Source organism: Microbacterium sp. ZW CA_36 (assembly GCF_044987475.1).
Taxonomy (GTDB): Bacteria; Actinomycetota; Actinomycetes; order Actinomycetales; family Microbacteriaceae; genus Microbacterium.
In genome coordinates this window covers 39471-58341 of sequence record NZ_JBJDRL010000013.1, presented here as the reverse complement: position 1 = coordinate 58341, position 18871 = coordinate 39471, and the positions used below count along the sequence as shown (strand labels likewise).

Sequence of the window (18871 nt, the reverse complement as noted above, 5' to 3'; positions counted from 1 at the left end):
TTCGGAGATCAGCCCTGTGACCCACGATTCGTCCGCCTCCGCGCAGTTCGATCCGACCACCGCAACGATCGCCGTCGTGACCTACAACCGCTCGGGACTTCTCACCCGCCTGCTGACGAGCATCACCGAGATGGACCCGAAGCCCGGTCACATCGTCGTGATCGACAACGCGTCGACCGACGACACGACCGACGTCGTCGAGTCGTTCCGTGAGCGCCTCGAGCCCGCGACCCTCGTGTACCGCCGCATGGAGACCAACACAGGCGGCTCCGGCGGGTTCAGCGAGGGAATGCGCGTGGCCTACGAACTCGGCTCCCAGTGGATCTGGCTGATGGACGACGACGTCGAGGTGCTCCCCGACGGGCTCGCGAAGATGGGCAAGTGGACGCCCCGGTTCAAGAGCATCCAGGGCCGCCGGTACGACTACGACGGCAGCGCTTTCTATTGGCAGTACCGTGTCGCCGAGCCGCTGGCCATCCCGATTCCCTTCGCTCCCGCGGAGTTCGACGAGTCCGGCTACAAGCCAATGAACTCGGGATGCTTCGAGGGGATGTTCATCCACCGCGACATCGTTCAGCAGATCGGGCTGCCCGACCCACGTTTCTTCATCTACTGGGACGACCAGATGTACGGCTGGCTCGCCTCGCGCAAGACGAAGTCGGTGATCGTCGACGAGTTCGTGCTCCGCCGCACGCGCGAGATCAAGCAGTGGGACATGGGCATCCGCCACATGAATGCTTCCAGCAACGCCTATCGCTACTACATCATGCGCAACCGGGCATACATCAAGAAGTACTACCGCACGCTCGGCGTCTTTAACCCGGTGCTGTTCGGGGTGGGCACGAGCCTCACGTTCGGCAAGGAGCTGATCCGCCTGCTGTTCGTCGAGCGCACGGTGCGAGGGACGTCCAACCTCTTCCGCGGTTTGCGTGACGGACGGAAGATCGCGAAGGATGCCTCGTGGCAGCCGATGCCGCCGCTTCAAGCGGCGACTGCGCAGGCCTGACGCTCAGGAGCCGGTCGGGTAATCGGCGTTGTAGCGGTCTAGCACCTCGTTGATCGAGGCATCCATCGCCAGTCGATGCTTGTCGAGATACAGACCGCGCGTGCAGAAACGGCGCAGGTCGCGCTCACTGTGCGACACGAAGAACAGCGTGCGCCCATCGGCCAGCAGCTCGTCGATGCGCCGGTAGCACTTCTCGCGGAACGCCTTGTCGCCCACGGCCAGCACCTCGTCGACCAGCAGAATCGGTTCCTCGAGTTGCGACACGACGGCGAACGCCAGCCGCACCTTCATGCCATTGCTGAGATGTTTGTAGGGGGTGTCGATGAAGTCCTCGAGCTCGGCGAAGTCGATGATGCCGTCGAAGCGGCGTGAGACCTCTGCCTTCGACATCCCATGCAGTCCGGAGGTGAGGCGGACATTCTCGCGCACAGTGAGGTCGCCGACGAACCCGCCGGTGATCTCGATCAGTGGCGCCACCCCCCCGTTGACGGACACGGTTCCTTCGTCGGCGAGAAGGACGCCTGCCACGAGCTTGAGGAGCGTCGATTTGCCCTGCCCATTGCGGCCGACGACGCCGATCGACTCGCCCGGCCTCACGTCGAAGCTGACATCTCGCAGCGCCCAGAACTCCCCGGGCTTCGAGCGTCGAGATGAGTCGGAGAACAGGTCCTTGATGCTGCGGCGCCCCCGCCGATTCCGCCGGAAGCGGACGCCGAGGCCCTGCACCTCGATCGCCAGACCGGATGCCGTCATCACAGCTCCTTCAGCACGGGACGCTCGAGCCGCCGGAAGACGAAGATCCCGAGGGCGAGAAACAGGAAGGACATGACCGCGCCCATGCCGATGACCCACGGATCCCATTCCTCAGCGAAGAATCCGACCCGGTAGAGGGCGAAGATGCCGGACAGCGGGTTGAAGGCGGCGAGCGTCTCGAACGCACCCGGCAGATCCTCGACGCCGTAGATCACCGGCGACGCGTAGAACAGTGCGCGCAGGATGAGCTTCGTGGTGCGCTCGAGATCGCTCCAGATGACGCACAGCGGGGCGACGAGGAGGCCGAGGCCCACAAGGAGCACCGCCTGCAGCGCGATCGCGACGGGGATCCAGAGGAGCCCCCAGTTGAGTTGCGCGGGGTGCTCCGAGAAGAACGAGAGCACGACGAACAGAGCCAGAACCGGCAGCGAGCACAGGAACTCGATGCCCTTGCTGAGCACGATCCGGTTGACCCAGATCGACCGGGGAATCGCGGTCGACCGCACGAGGCGGGCATCCTTGTTGAACGCGCGCGTGAAGTCCGACACCGTGGAGTTGAACCAGACCCACGGCAGCAGCGCGGTGATGAGGAACACGATGTACGGCTCGTGACCTACCGTGCGCTGGAACACCTGGGTGAACACGAACCAGTAGATCGCGCTCATGACGAGCGGGTCGAGGATCGACCACAGGTACCCGAGTGCGCTCGTGGCGTAGCGCACCTTGAGGTCGCGCGCCGACAGCAGCCACAGCGAGTGGAGGTAGCGCCGGGGCGATCCGGGGGCGCCGACGGCGGCAGTGCTCACGATGTCGAGTCTACGAGCACCCGCCGGACTCGGATGACACGCGCCGCGGGGCCGTCACTGCTCGTCGCTGTCACGACGTCGGTCGCTGCATCACCTCGGCGCCTGCTCCGCCGATCGGCGTGACCTCCCGCGTCCAGCCGAGCTCCTCGAGGGCAGAGACGGTCTCGGGACGGGTCGGACTGACCACGATGAAGTCCGACGCGTACTCGTCCGCGATCTCGACCAGTCGGTCCGCGGAGAGGTCGTCGTAGAGCAGTGGCCCGGGTGCGACGCACTGCTTGTAGCCGCCCAGATCTTCAAGACGCTCCTGCCACTGATCCCACGCCTCCCCTCCGTAGGGGACGTCCTTGCAGTCGGCGATCACCGCACGCTGTGTCACGAGCTTCACCCACTCGAACCGCGGCGAGGCGACCAGCACTTCGCCCTCGGGTACCGACGAGCGGACCTCCTCGCCCCACTGTCGGAGGCTCGGGTCCGCGATGAACGCGTAGTTGGGCGTCCTCAGCGCCAGGCCGCCTCCGACAGCTGTCACCACCAGCACCAGGAGGCCGGCGACGAGCACCGACGAGCCGGAGCGCCGGGCGATGTCGGTCTCGCGCCAGGTCTTCACCAGGAACCAGCAGACCGGTACGAGCAGCGCAAGCCCCATCAGCACCAGTCGGGTGCCCATGACCGTCGGAAAGCCTGGCGCTGTCAGGAACAGGATCCACCCGATGCCCCAGGCTCCGAGCAGCAGACCCAGCCGACCGCCCCGCACTTTGACCAGAAGCGGGGCCAGCGCACCCCAGACGATGAACGGGACCAGCACCGCGCCGAGCCGGTACACGTTGACGCCCTGCGCCAAGGTGCCGAGGAACGGAATACGCAGTGCATCGGAGAGGAACCCGCCCGCATAGCCCAGAATCGCCAGCCCGACCGTCGAGTACCAGATCCACCGCTTCGACGCCGGGATCACCAGCGCGCTGAGCGCCGCCAGGATGATCATCCCCACCGCTGACGCGAGTTCGTACGGGGTCCACAGGTGGGCGGCGCAGTGGTACGGGATCACCTCGTCGCAGATCCGCACGAAATCCGCGAGATTCGAGGCGACGGGCCGCAGCACGAGCCCGAAGACGACGACCGCACCGGTCAACGCGATCGCGCCCGCGAGGAACCAGTCGACCTTGCGGGTTTTCACCGTCTCGGCGAGCAGCATCGCCGCGAGGAGAACAATGGTGATGGAGCCCTGTTGCACGTGCACGACCGCGATCAGCGGTGCGAGCACGACCACGAGCATCCGTCGCTCGGTCAGCATCCCCGCGAGCAGCAGGTAGATCAGGTTCGCCGACTGCACCGCCGGCAGCGCCTGCGCGATCATCCCCGAGCCCGTGCCTCCGATCATCCAAGGCGTCACCGCGGCGATCATCGTGACGCCGAGCGCGACGGGCCACGCCGCAGCGGGGAAGAACCGGTAGGAGAGCATCGCCGTGGCGACGCCGAATGCCAGAAGCCCGACCGCCCAGAACGCGGCGTAGACGAAAGACAGGACGCCGAGGCTCTCGCCCGCGTAGGTCAGCACGTCGAAGAACCAGTGCGGCTGCGGCGAGACCTGCATGAACCAGTCGTTCTCGAACGCACCGGGGTGAGCCCAGCTGATGCCCTCCGTGGACAGGACGAAGTGGTCGCCCCAGCCGGAGAAGTAGCCGGACCCGATCGTGCCCCACTCCTGAAGGACGCCGAGAATCGCAGCGAGGACGAGCGGCAGGGCGATCACGGGGGCGTTCAGGCCCAGGCTGCCACGGCGGCCGCCGTCAGAACTCTGGGGCGCGGCATCCCGCGATTCGATCGTCTCGAGGTGCTGCTGCGTCTGCACTCGGGCTCCTAGGTTGGGCGAACTCATGTCACTGGGTGTGCTGGCGACGCCGGCGTCGACCGGGGCCTCCTGCGGGATCACACCGAGGCGGGGGCGGGCAGGGGCGCGAGATCCTCGGCGGCCGGCTGGTCCGACGCGAAATCGGGCTCCTCCAGCGGCGCGCGCGTCCACACCTCGTTGGCGTAGTCGTCCTTGTAGATCGCCAGGCGCATGAAGCCGACCACCGAGTGCCAGGCATCCGACATGCGGAACCTGCTTGAGCCGGTCTCGTGGGCATCGCTCAATGACACCGGCACTTCGCGGACCACCACGGCCTGCTGCTCGGCGGCGAGCACCAGTTCCGTCGTCCACATCAGGCCCGTCTCCCGCGACAGGAGGGAGAACGACCGCGCCCAGTCTCCGTCGACCCAGATGGTCCCCTGGCTGTCGCCGACCTTCGACTGGAGCAGCGCCGCCCGCAGGAATCGGAAGATCCGCGACTGGATCACCCGTCGCCGACTGCGAATCACGTTGGAGTCGGGGTGCGCCTTGGAACCGATCGCCACGACAGTGTCGGCGTCGAGGCGCGTGAAGCCGTCGTAGTCGGTGAACCCGAACGGCAGATCGTCCGCAGTGAGAAGGAGCCATTGGCCGGTGCTCGCGAGGACACCGCTGCGCAGCGCCTCACCGAGCCCGGGCGCAGAGTGAAGCACCCGCAGCGTCGGGGCTTCCCGCCACTCGGCGAGCAGCCGTTCCAGGATGAGCGCGGTGTCGTCGGTCGAGCCGTTCTCTACGACGATGATCTCGTCGCCGGCTCTGAGCCTCTCAGCAGCCAGAGTGCGGATGGTTCCCTCGATCACCTCGGCGCCGTTGCGCGTGGGCACGATGACGCTCGTATGCGACCGCTCGTCGGTGGGAGCCAAGTGAAGATGCTCCGGCATCCGCCCGCTGAGACGGCTGCGCTCCATCGACCGCACATGCGACGGCATCGACGTCACCGACCAGACCAGCGCCCCGAGCGACACCGCGACCAGCAGCCCGAGCGCTGCGGTGACCTCCGTGTAGTGGTAGAGGTCGGTCATGACCAGCACCGGGGACAGCAGACCGATGAGGAGCGTCGGCCCGGCGATGGCGATCGACGCGCCGAGCAGGCGGCGCTGCGGTACTCGACGGGTGAGGGCGATCGTGAATGCCACGACGATGAAGGCGATCATGGCGCCGAACTGCTTGACCACGAAGAGCGCCTTCGAGAGGTAGAGCCCCGTCGCCTCCAGCGGGTCGGACCCGATCGCCTCGAAGTAGAGGTCGCGCATGATCTCGTCGTACTCGACGCTTCCGACCACCGCGTTAGGGTCGACCGCAGCCGCCTGCTGCTGGGCGAAGTCCGCCGAGTAGTCGATGTCGAACGGCGACGGCCGGCCGGTGATGGGCTCAGGGTACGACAGTCCGACATAGACCTGCTGCCACCCGCCGTGGAACGCCGGCAGATCCGCGCTCTCGGCGGCAACCGCGTCGTTGCGCGAGGCGTCGATCGCGCCCATGACGGTGGTCTGGACGCCGAAGGTCAGGGCGATGGCACACGCGGCGGCGCCGAGGGCTCGCGCCCACCGCCACCTGCCAGACGAGTTCACCCACCACAGCACGGCGATGGAGGCAGCCACACCGAGGCCGGCGAAGGACTTCGCGAGCTCGGTCACGCCGGCGAGGACCCCGATGCCTGCGGTTGCGAACACCAGTGCGCGCCACCCGAGGCGGAAGGTGCTGAGGTAGACCACCAACGACAGCGACAGGAAGACGAGGGATGACGCGATGCCGTAGAACGCGTGCACACGCAACTGGCTCACGCTGTCGGCGAGCCCGTACTCCGTCCCGACGAGGACGGTGCCTTGGTTGAGGAGCCACATCGCAGGCGGAAGCAGGATGAGCGCGTAGCCGGCTCGGGCCCGGCGGAAGATCCGCGCGACCGCGGTGGGCATCCACAAGAGCGGGACGGCCACGAGAAGGGCCGTCAGCACCGACAGCCCCGGGTACGGGGACTCCGTTCCGGTCAGCCTGCTGATGAGGCTCGCGATCACGTAGGCGGCAGGGTCGTCATCCCACGCGGCGGCGACGAGTTCCCCCTCCGGCGCGCGAGTCTGTGTCAAGGGCGATCCGGTGCCCTCCTCCTTGATGAGCAGGACTCCGGTCTCGCGGTACGAGTCATACGTCGCACGCAGCTCGAGGTCCCGGTGCGGCTCCCAAGGCAGCGCCGGCATGGCGAGGATGACGGCGAACGAGACGACGCTGAGGATCAACCCCACCAGAAGGAGGAACAGGCTCGTCGAACGGGGCCAGAGCTTGTTCGCCTCGGCGAACGCGTCGGTTTCGGCCATGGTGCTTTCGGTATCTCTTGTGGTTGGGGGACCTGCGCCGAGATCAGCCGCTGCGCCGATGCGTGCGGCGGCGCCGGAACGAGCCGTCTTCCACCGGAAAAGGAGCCGGAGGTCGACGCCGACCCGCGGACCCGGCAGTCCCGGGGAGGGATCGCGCGGACTGACCTATTCTGCCCCATCACGGCTGGGAATCGGATCCCTCGTCCCGCTCAGGCGAGCTGGCTGTTCCACATCGAGAGGGCGGAGCCGATGGCCATGTGCATGTCGAGGTACTGGTAGGTGCCGAGGCGTCCGCCGAACAGCACGTCGCGCTCCCCCTTGGCGAGCTCGCGGTAGGTGAGCAGTCGGGCGCGGTCCTCGGCGGTGTTCACCGGATAGTAGGGCTCATCGTGTCGCGACGCGAACCGCGAGAATTCCCGCACGATCACGGTCCTGTCGCCCGGGTAACGGTCCGCGCGTTCGGGGTGGAAGTGCTTGAACTCGTGGATCCGCGTGTACGGCACGTCCGCGTCCGCGTAGTTCATCACCGGGGTTCCCTGGAAGTCTCCGATGTCGAGCACCTCCTGTTCGAAGTCCAGTGTGCGCCACGAGAGCGCACCCTCGGTGTAATCGAAGTACCGGTCTACAGGACCGGTGTACACGACGGGCACCTGACCCACAGCCGCCTGCTTGTGCAGCGGCTGCGAGGAGTCGAAGAAGTCGGTGCCCAGCTTCACTGTGATGCGCGGGTGGTCGGCCATCCGCTCCAGCCAGGCCGTGTAGCCGTCTGTCGGCAGACCTTCCCACGCGTCGTTGAAGTAACGGTTGTCGTAGGTGTACCGGACCGGGAGACGACTGATCACCTCGGCGGGAAGATCCTTCGGATCGGTCTGCCACTGCTTGCCGGTGTAGTCCCGGATGAACGCCTCGTACAGCGGACGCCCGATCAGGCCGATCGCCTTCTCCTCGAGGTTCGCCGCCTCCTTGGCGTCGAACTCGCCCGCAAGCTCGTGGACCAGTGCCCGCGCCTGGTCCGGCGAGTAGGCGGCCTGGAAGAACTGGTTGATCGTGCCGAGGTTGATCGGCAGCGGGAACACCACTCCGTTGTGGGTGGTGTAGACCCGGTGCACGTAGTCCGTGAACGTCGTGAACCGGTTGACGTACTCCCACACACCCGGGTTGGACGTGTGGAAGAGGTGAGCCCCGTACCGGTGCACCTCGATGCCCGTCGTCGGCTCGTCCTCGCTGTACGCGTTGCCGCCGATATGACTGCGGCGGTCGATCACCGTGACGTTGCGCCCGGACGCCGCCGCGCGCTCGGCGATCGTGAGGCCGAAGAAACCGGAGCCGACGATGAGAAGATCCATGCGACCGACTGCCTTTCGAGAGGGATGCCGCAACGAGCCTAGTCCGCAATGGGGGGATCCCCGCGGTGGGTCAGATGCGGCTCTCAGAGTCGGCCATGGGATGATGGAACACATGCATGCGGACCCGCACCCCGAGTCGAGCCCGCTGATCGTCAGGATCTGGTCGTCGAGTGCCACCCGCTACCTCGTCGTCGGCGGCTTCAGCTTCCTCTTCGATATCGGCGTGCTCTGGCTTCTCCACGACGTCTTCGGCGTCGCGCTCGCGATCGCCACGCCGGTCGCCTTCCTCCTGAGCTTCGCCGTCACGTACACACTCCAGCGCACCGTCGCATTCCGCGCGGCGGACGGGGTCGCGCCGAGCGTCCTCCGCTACACGCTCCTCGTCGCCTTCAACACCGTCGCGACGACGGCGATCGTCTGGGCCTCGGATGCAGTGGGATTGCCGTGGAGTGTCGGGAAGGTCGCCGCAGTGGCGGCCACCACCATCTGGAACTACTTCGCGTACCGCTACTGGGTGTTCGCGAGCAGGAAGGCGGATGCCTGATGCACAACGGTGCATGTGTCGCGGCGGTCGTCCCCGCCTACCGCGAAGAGCTCATGATCGGTCGCGTCATCGAGACGATGCCGGATTACATCGATCACATCGTCATCGTCGACGACTGCAGCCCCGATGACACGAGCGGTGCCGTGGAGCGACTGGCCGATCCACGGGTCACCCTCATCCGCCACGCAGTCAACCAGGGCGTGGGCGGTGCCATCATCACCGGACACCGGGCTGCGCTCGATCTGGGGAGCGATGTCAACGTCATCATGGCGGGCGACGCGCAGATGGACCCCGAATACCTGCCTGAGCTCCTCGACAAGGTGACCGACGACGGCTACGGCTTCGCCAAGGCCAATCGCTTCTACTCCCCGGAGTCCTTCGTCGGGATGCCCGGGCACCGCGTCTTCGGAAACATCGTCCTCTCCTTCATGACGAAGCTCGCGTCCGGGTACTGGAACCTCTTCGATCCGCAGAACGGCTACACCGCCATCCGCTCAGAGGTCGTGCGCAGGCTCCCCCTCGATCGCATCGCGAAGCGCTACAGCTTCGAGAACGACCTGCTCACGCATCTGAACATCCTGCAGGTGCCCGCCGTCGACGTTCCGATCCCCGCCGTCTACGGCGAGGAGGTGTCGAGTATCAAGCTGCGACGGGTGATCCCCGAACTGATCCACAGACTCACGGTGGGGTTCTGGACCCGCATCTGGTACCGCTACGTGTTGTGGTCGTTCTCGCCGATCGCCCTGCTGCTGTTCCTCGGCCTCATCCTCTTCGTCTTCGGGATCGCGGTCAGCATCTGGCTGATCTTCCAGATCGCCGCGTCCGTCATCGCCACCGCAGCGACCGTCATGCTCGCCGCGCTGCCACTCATGCTCGGAACGCAGATGCTCATCAGTGCGCTGCAGCTGGACATCCAGGCGACACCCTCGGCGCCGACCTACCCCCCGTTCGAGAGCGGTCCGGCGCCGAAGGAGATCAGACCGTCGCGCGGCCTGTGACGATCAGCTCTCCGCCGGCTCGCGCCGAGCGGAGGGCTGACTCGACGACTTCGAGGGTGTGAGCGGCTTCCGCCATCGTCGACAGCTCTGTGCTCTCGCCTCGTACGGTGTCGCGGAACGCCTCGAGCTCCGACCGAAGCGGCTCCTTCTTCGCGAACGCGAAACGGGTGACATCGCCCTCGGACACTCCGCGGAACGTCGACACCGACTCCCACTCCAGCGCGACAGTGCCGTTCGAGTAGAAGGTCAGGTCGCCGGTCGCGGTGTCGGCGACGAAGGCGCCCCGTTCGCCCGTCACGACGGTGACGCGCTCCTTCATGGGGCTCAGCCAGTTGATGAGGTGGTTGGCGACGATGCCGTTCTCGAGCCTGCCCGTGATCGAGATCATGTCCTCGTGGTCGCGGCCGCTCTTGTGCGCCGTCTGCGCCGACACGGAGCTGTACGTGGACTGAGCCACCCATCCCGTGAGATCGATGTCGTGGGTCCCCAGATCCTTCGCGACGCCCACGTCGCCGATCCGACTCGGGAAGCTGCTCTGTCGACGGGTCGCGATCTGGTACACGTCTCCGGCATCACCGTGAGCCAGGCGGGACCGCAGCTGCTGCAGCGCAGGATTGAACCGCTCGACGTGTCCGACTGCGCCAATCAGACCGCGGGAACGGAACGCCTCCGCCACTCGGCGACCGGTCTCGGTGTCGTCGGCGATGGGCTTCTCGACGAGAGTATGGACTCCGGCGTCAGCCAGCGCGAAGGCGGCGTCCGCGTGGAAGCGGGTGGGAATGGCGACGACGGCGATGTCGATGCCGGCGGCGATGAGGGCGTCGACATCCGACAGCACCTCGAGGCCCGTCGCGACCCGGTGGGGGTCCCCGCCCGGGTCGGCCACCGCGACGAGCTCGACCCCCTCCACATCGCGCAGGATCCGAGCGTGGTGACGGCCCATCATGCCGAGGCCTAGGAGGCCGGCGCGCAGGACGGCCATCAGGCGCCCGCTCCCGCCAGTGCGTTCACAGCATCGGCGATCCGCTCGAGATCGGATTCCGACAGCGAGGGATGGATCGGGAGCGATACGACCTCGCGCGCAGCGCGCTCCGTCTCGGGCAGGTCGAGACCCGGTGCGAAGTGCGCGAGCGACGGAAGCCGGTGGTTGGGAACCGGGTAGTACACGCCGCTTCCGATCGCGTACTCCTCCTTGAGCGCACGCACGAAGCCGTCGCGGTCATCGACCACCCGGATCGTGTACTGGTGGTACACGTGACGCGCCCCGGGGGCGACCGGCGGGATGACCACGCCGCTCAGCCGGGAGTCGAGGAACGCGGCATTGCTGCGCCGTGCCTCGGTCCACGCATCGACCTTGGTCAGCTGCACTCGTCCGATCGCAGCGTGGATGTCGGTCATGCGGGCGTTGAACCCGATCACCTCGTTCTCGTACTGCCGCTCCATCCCCTGGTTGCGGAGCAGTCGGGCGCGCCGCGCGACGACGTCGTCGACCGTTGCGATCATCCCACCCTCGCCGCTGGTCATGTTCTTGGTGGGATAGAGCGAGAACATCGCGAAGTCGCCGAACGTGCCGACCTGGCGCCCGTCCAGCGCGGCGCCGTGCGCCTGCGCGGCATCCTCATACAGCGCGATGCCGCGCTCGGCGACGAGATCCCCGAGCTCGCCCATGCGGGCGGGGTGCCCGTACAGGTGCACCGGCATGACGCCTTTGGTGCGTGGCGTGATCGCCGACTCGACAGCTGCCGGGTCGAGGGTGAAGGTCTCCGGCTCGATGTCGGCGAAGACGGGCGTCGCCCCTGTGAGCGCGACGGAGTTCGCGGTCGCGGCGAACGTGAAGGAGGGCACGATGACCTCGTCGCCGGGGCCGATGCCTGCGGCGAGAAGACCGAGGTGCAGGCCGGCCGTCCCCGAGTTGACCGCCACGACCGGGCGCCCTCCGACGAAGTGGGCCGAGAACTCCTGCTCGAAGGTCGCGACTTCCGGCCCCTGGGCGATCATGCCGCTCAGCAGAACTCGGTCGACGGCGGCGCGCTCATCATCGCCGATGAGCGGCTTTGCTGCGGGAATGAAACCGGTCACTGATCCTCCAGGGTGAGACGTCCGTCTGCTTCGACGTAGTGGGTACCGGTGACGGGGCAGCGCCAGCGGCCGCCCTCGTCCACCAGGGGAACACCGGCGCGGCCGACCCATCCAATGCGGCGTGCCGGGACGCCCACGACCAGAGCGTGGTCGGGCACGTCCTTGACGACGACGGCACCCGCTGCCACGGTCGCCCAGGCACCGATCGTGACCGGAGCCACGCACGTGGCGCGTGCACCGATTGAAGCGCCCTCCTTGATCGTGACGCCGACCGGCTCCCAGTCGTGCGCGCTCTTGAGCGAGCCGTCGGGGTTCACCGCGCGCGGGTAGGTGTCATTGGTCAGGACGACCGCCGGGCCGATGAAGACTCCGTCGCCCAGCGCCGCGGGCTCGTAGACGAGGGCGTAGTTCTGCACCTTGCAGTTGTCGCCCATGACGACGCCGGTGCCGATGTAGGCGCCCCGGCCGACGACGCAGTTGCGTCCGAGTCGGGCGCCTTCGCGCACCTGCGCCAGATGCCAGATCGAACTGCCATCCCCGATCAGCGCGTCGGCAGCAACATCGGCGCTGGCAGCGACGCGAACGGACGGATGGTCGGAGTTCGCAGGAGACACGTCTATCAAGTTTAGTCGGGCCGCGAAGGCGATCTGACTACCATAGGACGGTGACGACCCGCTCCACCTCGCGACTCCTGCGCGCCTCGGCCATCGCGATCCCTCTCCTGATGCTTCTGACCCTCGTGTGCTGGTCGTTCGCTTCACCCGTGGGGTCGAGCCCCGACGACAACTTCCACCTTCCCTCGATCTGGTGCGGCCTCGGCGACCGCCCCGGACTCTGCGAGGAATCCGGCGACCCCGACACCCGTCTGGTGCCCACGCCCGTCACGACGGCGGCGTGCTATGCCTTCGACTCGACGGAGAGCGGCGCATGCTGGAACTCCGACGCCCCCGGCATGTCCGAAGCCGGATGGATGAACGCGGTCGGGCTCTACCCTCCGGTCTTCTACGCGACGATGTCGGTGTTCGCCGGTCCCGATGTCTCGGTGTCGGTGGTGATGATGCGGCTCGCGAACTCCGTGATCGTCATCGGACTGCTCACCGCCGTCTTCTTCGCCCTCCCCCGCACACTCCGCCCGGCACTCGTCATCTCGGTGCTCGCCACGAGCGTTCCGCTGGGTCTGTTCGTCCTGGCCTCCACCAACCCGTCCTCTTGGGCCTTCGTCTCTGCGGCGACCGTGTGGCTCTGCGTCTACGCGACGACGCGGACGACCGGCCGGAGGCAACTCGTGCTGGGAGGACTCGCGGTGCTCGCCGCCGTCGTGGGTGCGGGTGCCCGGGCTGACGCGGCGATCTTCGCGGTGTTCGGAGTCGTCATCGCGGTCATCCTCGGACTGCGCCGCGGCGTCCGTCTGCTCGTGCCCGCGATCACGGCGGGCCTCGTCGTGGCCATCAGCGGCATCTTCTACCTCATGGCCGGCCAGGCCGGTGCGCTGGCGTCCGGGCTGCCGAACCAGAATCCGCCGCTGACCGGTGCACAGCACATGGCGAACCTCCTCGGGGTCCCCATTCTCTGGTGGGGCGCGTTCGGTCCGTCGGGACTGGGATGGCTCGACACCGTCCCGCCCGCGGCCGTCGGCACGCTCGCCTTCGCCGTCTTCGCTGCGGCCGTCTTCATCGGCATCCACCGGCTCGGCGTGCGCCGCGGCGCCGCCCTCGGGCTCGCCTTCGCCGCGGTGTGGCTCGTGCCCTTCGTCATGCTCACGCAGTCCCGCGCCCTCGTCGGAACGGAAGTGCAGTCGCGCTACCTGCTGCCTCTGCTGCTCATCCTCGTCGCGGTCGCGAGCCTGTCTCCGCGGATCGTGGGGTCGTGGAACGGCCCCCGCGCGGTCGTGGCGGGCACAGCCCTCACCGTCGCCATGTCGATCGCACTGCACGCCAACATCCGCCGGTACACGACAGGAACCGACAGCATGGCGGTCGACCCGGGCCTGGGAGCCCAGTGGTGGTGGCAGGCGGCTCCGTCGCCGATCGCCGTCTGGCTCATCGGATCAGCCGCGTTCGCGGCGATGTGCGTGCTCCTGATCCTGACGCTTCGGCGCGTCGACGTGCCGGCCGAGGAGGCGGTCACGGCCGGACCCGCGCCGCGCGCCCTGCATCACACCGCGGTGTAACGCAGACCGTCGCGGAGTCCGCGAAGGGCCGCCCCCACCTTGGCCGGCCTGTCGCGCTCGGTGATGAGAACCTTGGTCCACGCCTTCATGGCGTAGCGCAGATCGTCCCGCAGCCAGCGACCCCAGCCGAAACGCCGCGCGAGGATCACCCGGTTGCGCGACATGTAGTACTGGCGCATCGGCGAGTAGTTCGAGACATATACCACGCGCCACAGCAGGCGGCTGGGTTGCGATTCACCGAAGCGGTGGTCAAGCAGCGTCTCGAAGACCTTGAGGTTCGTGTACCCGGCACGCCCGGCACGCAGCGAGATGTCGTGATCGACGTAGTCGATGAAGAGCGCCTCGTCGTGCAGGCCGATGTCCTCGAGCAGGGCGCGCGAGAACAGCGCGCCCGACGAGATCAGGGCGTCGATCGGCGCACTCCCCTGTCCTCGGTCCGCGTCATAGACGTTGCCCGTCTCGGCAGCGCGCAGCGCCGGACCGACGATGCCCACCTTGACGTCGGTGCGCGCCTGAGCGCGCAGGAGCGCGTCGAGCATGCCGTCGGTCACCGTGCTGTCCTGGTCGAAGATCCAGACGTAGTCGAAGCCGGCGTCCAGCGCCGCGCGCATCCCCGCGTTGAAGCCGGCTGCGACGCCGACGTTCTCGGTCTGTTCGAGGATGACGACGCGGTCGCCGTCGAGGTCGCCGAGGAGCTCGCGAGAGAGGGCATCCGGCGAGTTATTCACGATGAAGACCCGTGGCACCTGCGTCAGCAGCTGCCGGACGTTGTGGCGGATCTCGACGGTGGGGTGATATGCCAGGACGACGCCCGCCGTCTGGGCGCCGGGCTCATCCACGATCGCCGCTGCCCGCGCCCGTCACCGACACGGCGGCGGCGACGGTGCCGAAGGTCGGGTGCTCGCTCGTGACCGTGAAGAGCGCGCCCTGCATGAGGCCGTGACTGCTCTCCTCGCTCACACCGGCCGCGTTCGCGTTGACGTAGTACTGGCCAGGACCGAGGTGCACCTCTTCGATGTTCAGATCCACGTGGACATGTCCCGAGATCGGGGCCAGCCGCACTCCGAGTACCTCGGTGTTGCTCGCCAGGGCCATATGACCGAGCGGGGTGTCGATACTGAAGCCGAGCTCCCATCGTTCGATGGGGCGGAGCGCGTCGACATGGACACGGATCGTGAGGGGTGCGCCCGCCGCGACGCTGCGCGTCGCCTCTCCGTCGGCATCGAGCAGCTCGATCCGCTTCACCTGGATCGGGTGCACAGTGCTCTCGGGAGCGGCTTCTCCCACACGACGCCCTTCCAGGACGTCTCGCAGGGCGCCGATGGCGGCGTTGGTGTCGCCGTCGAAGACGACTTTGCCGTCCTTGAGCACGATGCCACGGTCGCACAGTTCGGCCACTTGCTGCGCGGAGTGGCTAACGAGGATGATCGTCCGTCCCTCTTCGCGGAACTGGGCGATGCGCTCCATGCACTTGCGTTGGAACGCCTCGTCGCCGACGGCCAGCACCTCGTCCACGAGGAGGATGTCGGGATCGGTGTGCACGGCGACGGCGAACGCCAGACGGACGTACATACCGGATGAGTAGAACTTGACCGCCGTGTTGATGAAGTCGCCGATGCCGCTGAACGCGACGATCGCGTCGAACTGCTCATCGATCTGGTCACGCGTCAGACCGAGGATCGACGCATTGAGGTAGACGTTCTCGCGACCGCTCAGGTCGGGATGGAAGCCCGCCCCGAGCTCGAGCAGGGCCGCCATGCGACCGCGCGTCTCGATCACGCCGGAGGAGGGAGACACGATGCCTCCGATGAGCTTGAGCAGCGTGCTCTTGCCCGATCCGTTGGCGCCCATGAGGCCCACTGTCGTGCCGGCCTGGATCGACAGCGACACGTCGTCGACGGCGGTGAAGTCCTGCCGGTGGGCGCTGCCTAGACGGCCGAAGTAGACGATGCGGTCCTTGAGGTTGTTGTCCTTGCGCACGGTGAAGTGCTTGCTGACTTCGGAGAGGCGCACGAGGTCTGGACGCGGAGCGGTGGTGTCCATCAGAGCTCCTGAGCGAAGTTGCCCTGCATGCGGACGAACGCACGATGGGAGATGTACAGGAACACGAGCCCGATCACACCGGCGATGACCATTCGCAGGCCGAGGTTGTCGGGGTAGTCCGCGGGTGTGCCCGCATTCCAGAACGCCTTGTGGAATCCGAGCACGCCGATCGTGATGGGGTTCGCGGCGTAGATCTCGAGCACCCACGGCGGCAGCGAGAATCGCGCGAGCGCGTCGGTGACCATCTGCCACGAGTAGACGATGGGCGATCCCCACATCGCCAGCATCATGACGACCTCGGTCAGGTACTGGATGTCGCGCAGATAGACGTTCAGCGCCGCCAGCAGGAGACCGATCGCCAGACCCCACACCAGGATGAGGCCCACCGAGGGGAAGAACCACAGCATCTGGGCAGGAGCGGGCAGCGCGCTCAGGACGAGGGCAGCGACGAAGAGGATCAGCAGCTGCACCACGAACATGAAGGACGCCGCACCGACGCTGGCCAGAGGGAAGATCTCCCGCGGCAGGTAGATCTTCTTCACGAGACCGGCGTTGCCGATGATCGATCCCGTCGCACCGAAGACCATGTCGCTGAAGAAGGCGAACAGCGTGAGGCCGGAGAACAGGTAGATCGCGAACTGATCGATCCCTCGAGCCGCCCCCAGGAACTGCCCGAGGACGATGAAGTACATGAAGAACTGGATCAGGGGGCGGATCACGGTCCACAGGAAGCCCAGTGCGCTGTCGCGGTAGCGCGCCTGAAGGTCGCGTCGTACGAGGAGGTTGAGGAGCTCGCGGCGCGAGAAGATCTCGCCGAGCTTCCCGCCGCGCACGCGCGGGCGATGACCGCGGGTGTCGACGACGGTGAACGGCTCAGCCGCGAGCCGTGTGAAACGTGCAGATGTGTCCAAGGGGGTACTCGCTATCGGGTCGACCAGAGAACTATAGCCGCCGGCGGGCGGGCGGCAGACGGGGCGATCACCGCCGCCTGCGGGCCAGCGCGTCGGCGATGGTCGACCGCGGGTGCCGGAGCCGGCGCGCCCATCGACCTAACGTGCGCTGGGCCTCGAACGCGCCCAGGATCCGCCCTTCGGCGCCGGGGTGGTTGAGCCGGAGATACATGCGGAGGAAGTCGCGGGCGCGTCCGTGCCCGACGTATCCCGCCCGACGGATGAACCGGATTTGCTCGTAGCTGTACCCCGGCGTGGTGGCGGAGAGCTCATCGAAGTTGAACTCGAATGCGGTATGGGAGATCGAGACGTACTCGGTCGTGGCGGCGGTGCGCGTGTGGTAGCCGAGCTCCGCCGCGGCGTATGTGGGCATGCGCTCGAGGATGTGGGCGAGGCCGCCGTCTCGGTACGCCTCCGCGCCGCCGAAGTCCTCGTAGCGCCACTCGCGCTGCACCAGTGGGCGGAGAGCCTCCGGCCGGGCGATGTACATGGACCCGTACGGCGCGAGCGGCGAGATGTCATCGAGGGGGACACGGATGCCGAGCTCCTCGGCAAGCTTCTCGAATCCCGGCTTGTTCGACCACCATCCGCGGCCCATCGAGGGGTAGCCGATGTGGATCATGGGCGGGTAGACGAGGCCGAGCCCGGCCTCCTTCTGGAACAGCGCCAGCAGGTTGGACGTGTATCCCGGGCTGGCGAGCAGATTGTCGAACTGCTGCTCCTTGAAGTGGCGGCCGACGTTGAAGCCGTCCTGAGGGGTCTTCTTCGAGTGCAGCTTCACGACGAGGTCGTAGCGGTCGTCGAGCAGGATGTCGCGGCATCCGATAAGGAAAGCGCTCTGGTCGCGGCCGTCGTTGGTGACCACGCGCACATCGGTTGATCCTCGCGTGGCGCGCCCGGCGAGAAGGCCGCGGATCGCCTCCGCCTTCTCGGACGTGGGTGTGGTCACGACCAGGTCGTACGCGCCGGGAAGCGTGTCGGCGAGGTCGAGCATCTCGCCGGTCATCTCTTCATAGAAGATGTGCGCGGCGACGACGATCCGGAACGGGTTCGCAGCGTCGTAAGCACCCGCGACGTCCGGCAGCACGTCGAAGAGTCCCGCGTTGGCGTTGAGATCTCGCGGGGGGACGTTCCGCGCGAGGTTCTGCAGCGCCGTCGCGACCGGATACCCGTGCCGCGCCGCCTTCTCGAGCGTCCAGCGCCCGATGACGGAATGCCGATCGAGGAACGGCGGCCATTCGCCGAACGGACGACGGCGGAGCACAGGACAGCCGGCATCGATCAGCTCTTCGGCGGCGAACAACGACGCGTCCTTGAACCCCGTACCCGCGCTGGGGTAGGCGACGTCGGCGGTGTAGCCGCGGTCGGTGAAGTGCTCCGTGAACACCGCCTCGTGCTTGAGCACGGCATCGAAGTACGACGGCATCGCGGGAAGCTCCCGCCAATACGACGCCCACTGCTCCGACAGGAACATCTCCCGCCGCACCGCGATCCAGAACGACTGCAGGTGATACGGCAGCACACCCTTGCCCGTGAACGGATTCGGCTCCTCCCGGGCGTGATCGGTCATCCCCCAGAAATGGACCGCACGCTCCCCCATCCGCTCGAACACCGGCCCATACGGACGCACCGGACCGAACCAGGTGTCGTTGGTCAGCAGCACCTCGTCGAACTCCGCCAGGCCATCGCCGACATGGTCCAGCGCTGCCTTGTGCGCCCAGATGTCGAAGCCCGCGTTGTCACGCACCAGGATCTCGTCGGAGACCGGCTCCAACGCCGCCCGCCCCTGATCGGTCAACTTCCCGTTGACGACCACCAGCACCCGCGCCGCATGCTCACGCAGCCCCGCCAACGCCAACGGAACGTAATCATCCACATCCCCGCGCCGATCGAAAACCACATACACCACAAGACGACGACCACCCGCAGGAAAACCACCCGGAACGGCCACCGCGGTCGTGCCTGTCGATTCG

The 18871-nt window shown here is 67.1% G+C and carries 16 protein-coding genes; 4 read left to right on the top strand and 12 right to left on the bottom strand.

What is annotated here, in order from left to right:
* Window positions 1–16 precede the first annotated feature (16 nt).
* Window positions 17–1006, top strand: a complete 990-nt coding sequence (locus tag ACI3KX_RS08240) for a glycosyltransferase family 2 protein (RefSeq protein ID WP_404909360.1) — start codon at window positions 17–19, stop codon at window positions 1004–1006.
* A 3-nt stretch (window positions 1007–1009) separates the two neighbouring features.
* On the opposite strand, the gene ACI3KX_RS08235 is transcribed toward ACI3KX_RS08240, so the two are convergent.
* The 5 genes from ACI3KX_RS08235 to glf form a co-directional block, all read right to left on the bottom strand.
* Window positions 1010–1759 (bottom strand): ABC transporter ATP-binding protein, encoded by a 750-nt coding sequence (locus ACI3KX_RS08235; RefSeq protein ID WP_404909359.1) that lies wholly within the window; start codon window positions 1757–1759, stop codon window positions 1010–1012.
* Entirely contained in the window at window positions 1759–2565 is an 807-nt protein-coding gene (locus tag ACI3KX_RS08230) for an ABC transporter permease (RefSeq protein WP_404909358.1), read from the bottom strand. The genes ACI3KX_RS08235 and ACI3KX_RS08230 overlap by 1 nt, the downstream gene beginning before the upstream one ends.
* 70 nt (window positions 2566–2635) lie before the next feature.
* Window positions 2636–4417 carry a DUF6798 domain-containing protein gene (locus tag ACI3KX_RS08225; protein ID WP_404909357.1) on the bottom strand — a complete coding sequence of 594 codons (1782 nt, stop codon included), beginning with the start codon at window positions 4415–4417 and terminating at the stop codon, window positions 2636–2638.
* Window positions 4418–4494: 77 nt separating this feature from the next.
* Complete coding sequence (locus ACI3KX_RS08220; protein ID WP_404909356.1) at window positions 4495–6768, bottom strand: glycosyltransferase; 2274 nt, start codon at window positions 6766–6768, stop codon at window positions 4495–4497.
* 209 nt (window positions 6769–6977) lie between these two features.
* A complete protein-coding gene (glf, locus tag ACI3KX_RS08215) occupies window positions 6978–8114 on the bottom strand; it encodes a UDP-galactopyranose mutase (protein WP_404909355.1) in 1137 nt (378 codons plus the stop codon).
* Window positions 8115–8226: 112 nt separating this feature from the next.
* Here glf and ACI3KX_RS08210 point away from each other — a divergent pair, with 112 nt between their 5' ends.
* Together ACI3KX_RS08210 and ACI3KX_RS08205 are read left to right on the top strand one after the other, a co-directional pair.
* A complete protein-coding gene (locus tag ACI3KX_RS08210; RefSeq protein ID WP_404909354.1) occupies window positions 8227–8658 on the top strand; it encodes a GtrA family protein in 432 nt (143 codons plus the stop codon).
* Complete coding sequence (locus tag ACI3KX_RS08205) at window positions 8658–9656, top strand: glycosyltransferase family 2 protein (RefSeq protein ID WP_404909353.1); 999 nt, start codon at window positions 8658–8660, stop codon at window positions 9654–9656. Before ACI3KX_RS08210 ends, ACI3KX_RS08205 begins: the two co-directional genes overlap by 1 nt.
* On the opposite strand, the gene ACI3KX_RS08200 is transcribed toward ACI3KX_RS08205, so the two are convergent.
* Genes ACI3KX_RS08200 through ACI3KX_RS08190 form a run of 3 tightly spaced genes read right to left on the bottom strand, consistent with a single transcriptional unit; the run spans window position 9634 to window position 12349 of the window.
* Entirely contained in the window at window positions 9634–10638 is a 1005-nt protein-coding gene (locus tag ACI3KX_RS08200) for a Gfo/Idh/MocA family oxidoreductase (RefSeq protein ID WP_404909352.1), read from the bottom strand. The two genes, ACI3KX_RS08205 and ACI3KX_RS08200, sit on opposite strands and share 23 nt — an antisense overlap.
* Window positions 10638–11735 carry a DegT/DnrJ/EryC1/StrS family aminotransferase gene (locus ACI3KX_RS08195; protein ID WP_404909351.1) on the bottom strand — a complete coding sequence of 366 codons (1098 nt, stop codon included), beginning with the start codon at window positions 11733–11735 and terminating at the stop codon, window positions 10638–10640. Before ACI3KX_RS08195 ends, ACI3KX_RS08200 begins: the two co-directional genes overlap by 1 nt.
* Complete coding sequence (locus ACI3KX_RS08190; protein ID WP_404909350.1) at window positions 11732–12349, bottom strand: acyltransferase; 618 nt, start codon at window positions 12347–12349, stop codon at window positions 11732–11734. The genes ACI3KX_RS08195 and ACI3KX_RS08190 overlap by 4 nt, the downstream gene beginning before the upstream one ends.
* Before the next feature lie 50 nt (window positions 12350–12399).
* Here ACI3KX_RS08190 and ACI3KX_RS08185 point away from each other — a divergent pair, with 50 nt between their 5' ends.
* Window positions 12400–13905 (top strand): DUF2142 domain-containing protein, encoded by a 1506-nt coding sequence (locus tag ACI3KX_RS08185; RefSeq protein WP_404909349.1) that lies wholly within the window; start codon window positions 12400–12402, stop codon window positions 13903–13905.
* On the opposite strand, the gene ACI3KX_RS08180 is transcribed toward ACI3KX_RS08185, so the two are convergent.
* From ACI3KX_RS08180 to ACI3KX_RS08165, 4 genes are all read right to left on the bottom strand, one after another.
* The gene (locus tag ACI3KX_RS08180) at window positions 13890–14744 is read right to left on the bottom strand and encodes a glycosyltransferase family 2 protein (RefSeq protein ID WP_404909348.1); all 855 of its coding nucleotides are present in this window, start codon (window positions 14742–14744) and stop codon (window positions 13890–13892) included. The genes ACI3KX_RS08185 and ACI3KX_RS08180 overlap by 16 nt on opposite strands.
* Entirely contained in the window at window positions 14737–15948 is a 1212-nt protein-coding gene (locus tag ACI3KX_RS08175; RefSeq protein WP_404909347.1) for an ABC transporter ATP-binding protein, read from the bottom strand. Before ACI3KX_RS08175 ends, ACI3KX_RS08180 begins: the two co-directional genes overlap by 8 nt.
* Window positions 15948–16859 (bottom strand): ABC transporter permease, encoded by a 912-nt coding sequence (locus ACI3KX_RS08170; RefSeq protein ID WP_404909346.1) that lies wholly within the window; start codon window positions 16857–16859, stop codon window positions 15948–15950. Before ACI3KX_RS08170 ends, ACI3KX_RS08175 begins: the two co-directional genes overlap by 1 nt.
* Before the next feature lie 67 nt (window positions 16860–16926).
* Window positions 16927–18774, bottom strand: a complete 1848-nt coding sequence (locus tag ACI3KX_RS08165; RefSeq protein ID WP_404909345.1) for a rhamnan synthesis F family protein — start codon at window positions 18772–18774, stop codon at window positions 16927–16929.
* Window positions 18775–18871 lie beyond the last annotated feature (97 nt).

Excerpts from the sequence above, each read along its gene's own strand:
- glf (WP_404909355.1), bottom strand. The coding sequence starts at position 8,114 with ATGGATCTTCTCATCGTCGGCTCCGGTTTCTTCGGCCTCACGATCGCC.
- ACI3KX_RS08220 (WP_404909356.1), bottom strand. The coding sequence starts at position 6,768 with ATGGCCGAAACCGACGCGTTCGCCGAGGCGAACAAGCTCTGGCCCCGT.
- ACI3KX_RS08200 (WP_404909352.1), bottom strand. The coding sequence starts at position 10,638 with ATGGCCGTCCTGCGCGCCGGCCTCCTAGGCCTCGGCATGATGGGCCGT.
- ACI3KX_RS08205 (WP_404909353.1), top strand. The coding sequence starts at position 8,658 with ATGCACAACGGTGCATGTGTCGCGGCGGTCGTCCCCGCCTACCGCGAA.
- ACI3KX_RS08175 (WP_404909347.1), bottom strand. The coding sequence starts at position 15,948 with ATGGACACCACCGCTCCGCGTCCAGACCTCGTGCGCCTCTCCGAAGTC.
- ACI3KX_RS08235 (WP_404909359.1), bottom strand. The coding sequence starts at position 1,759 with ATGACGGCATCCGGTCTGGCGATCGAGGTGCAGGGCCTCGGCGTCCGC.
- ACI3KX_RS08210 (WP_404909354.1), top strand. The coding sequence starts at position 8,227 with ATGCATGCGGACCCGCACCCCGAGTCGAGCCCGCTGATCGTCAGGATC.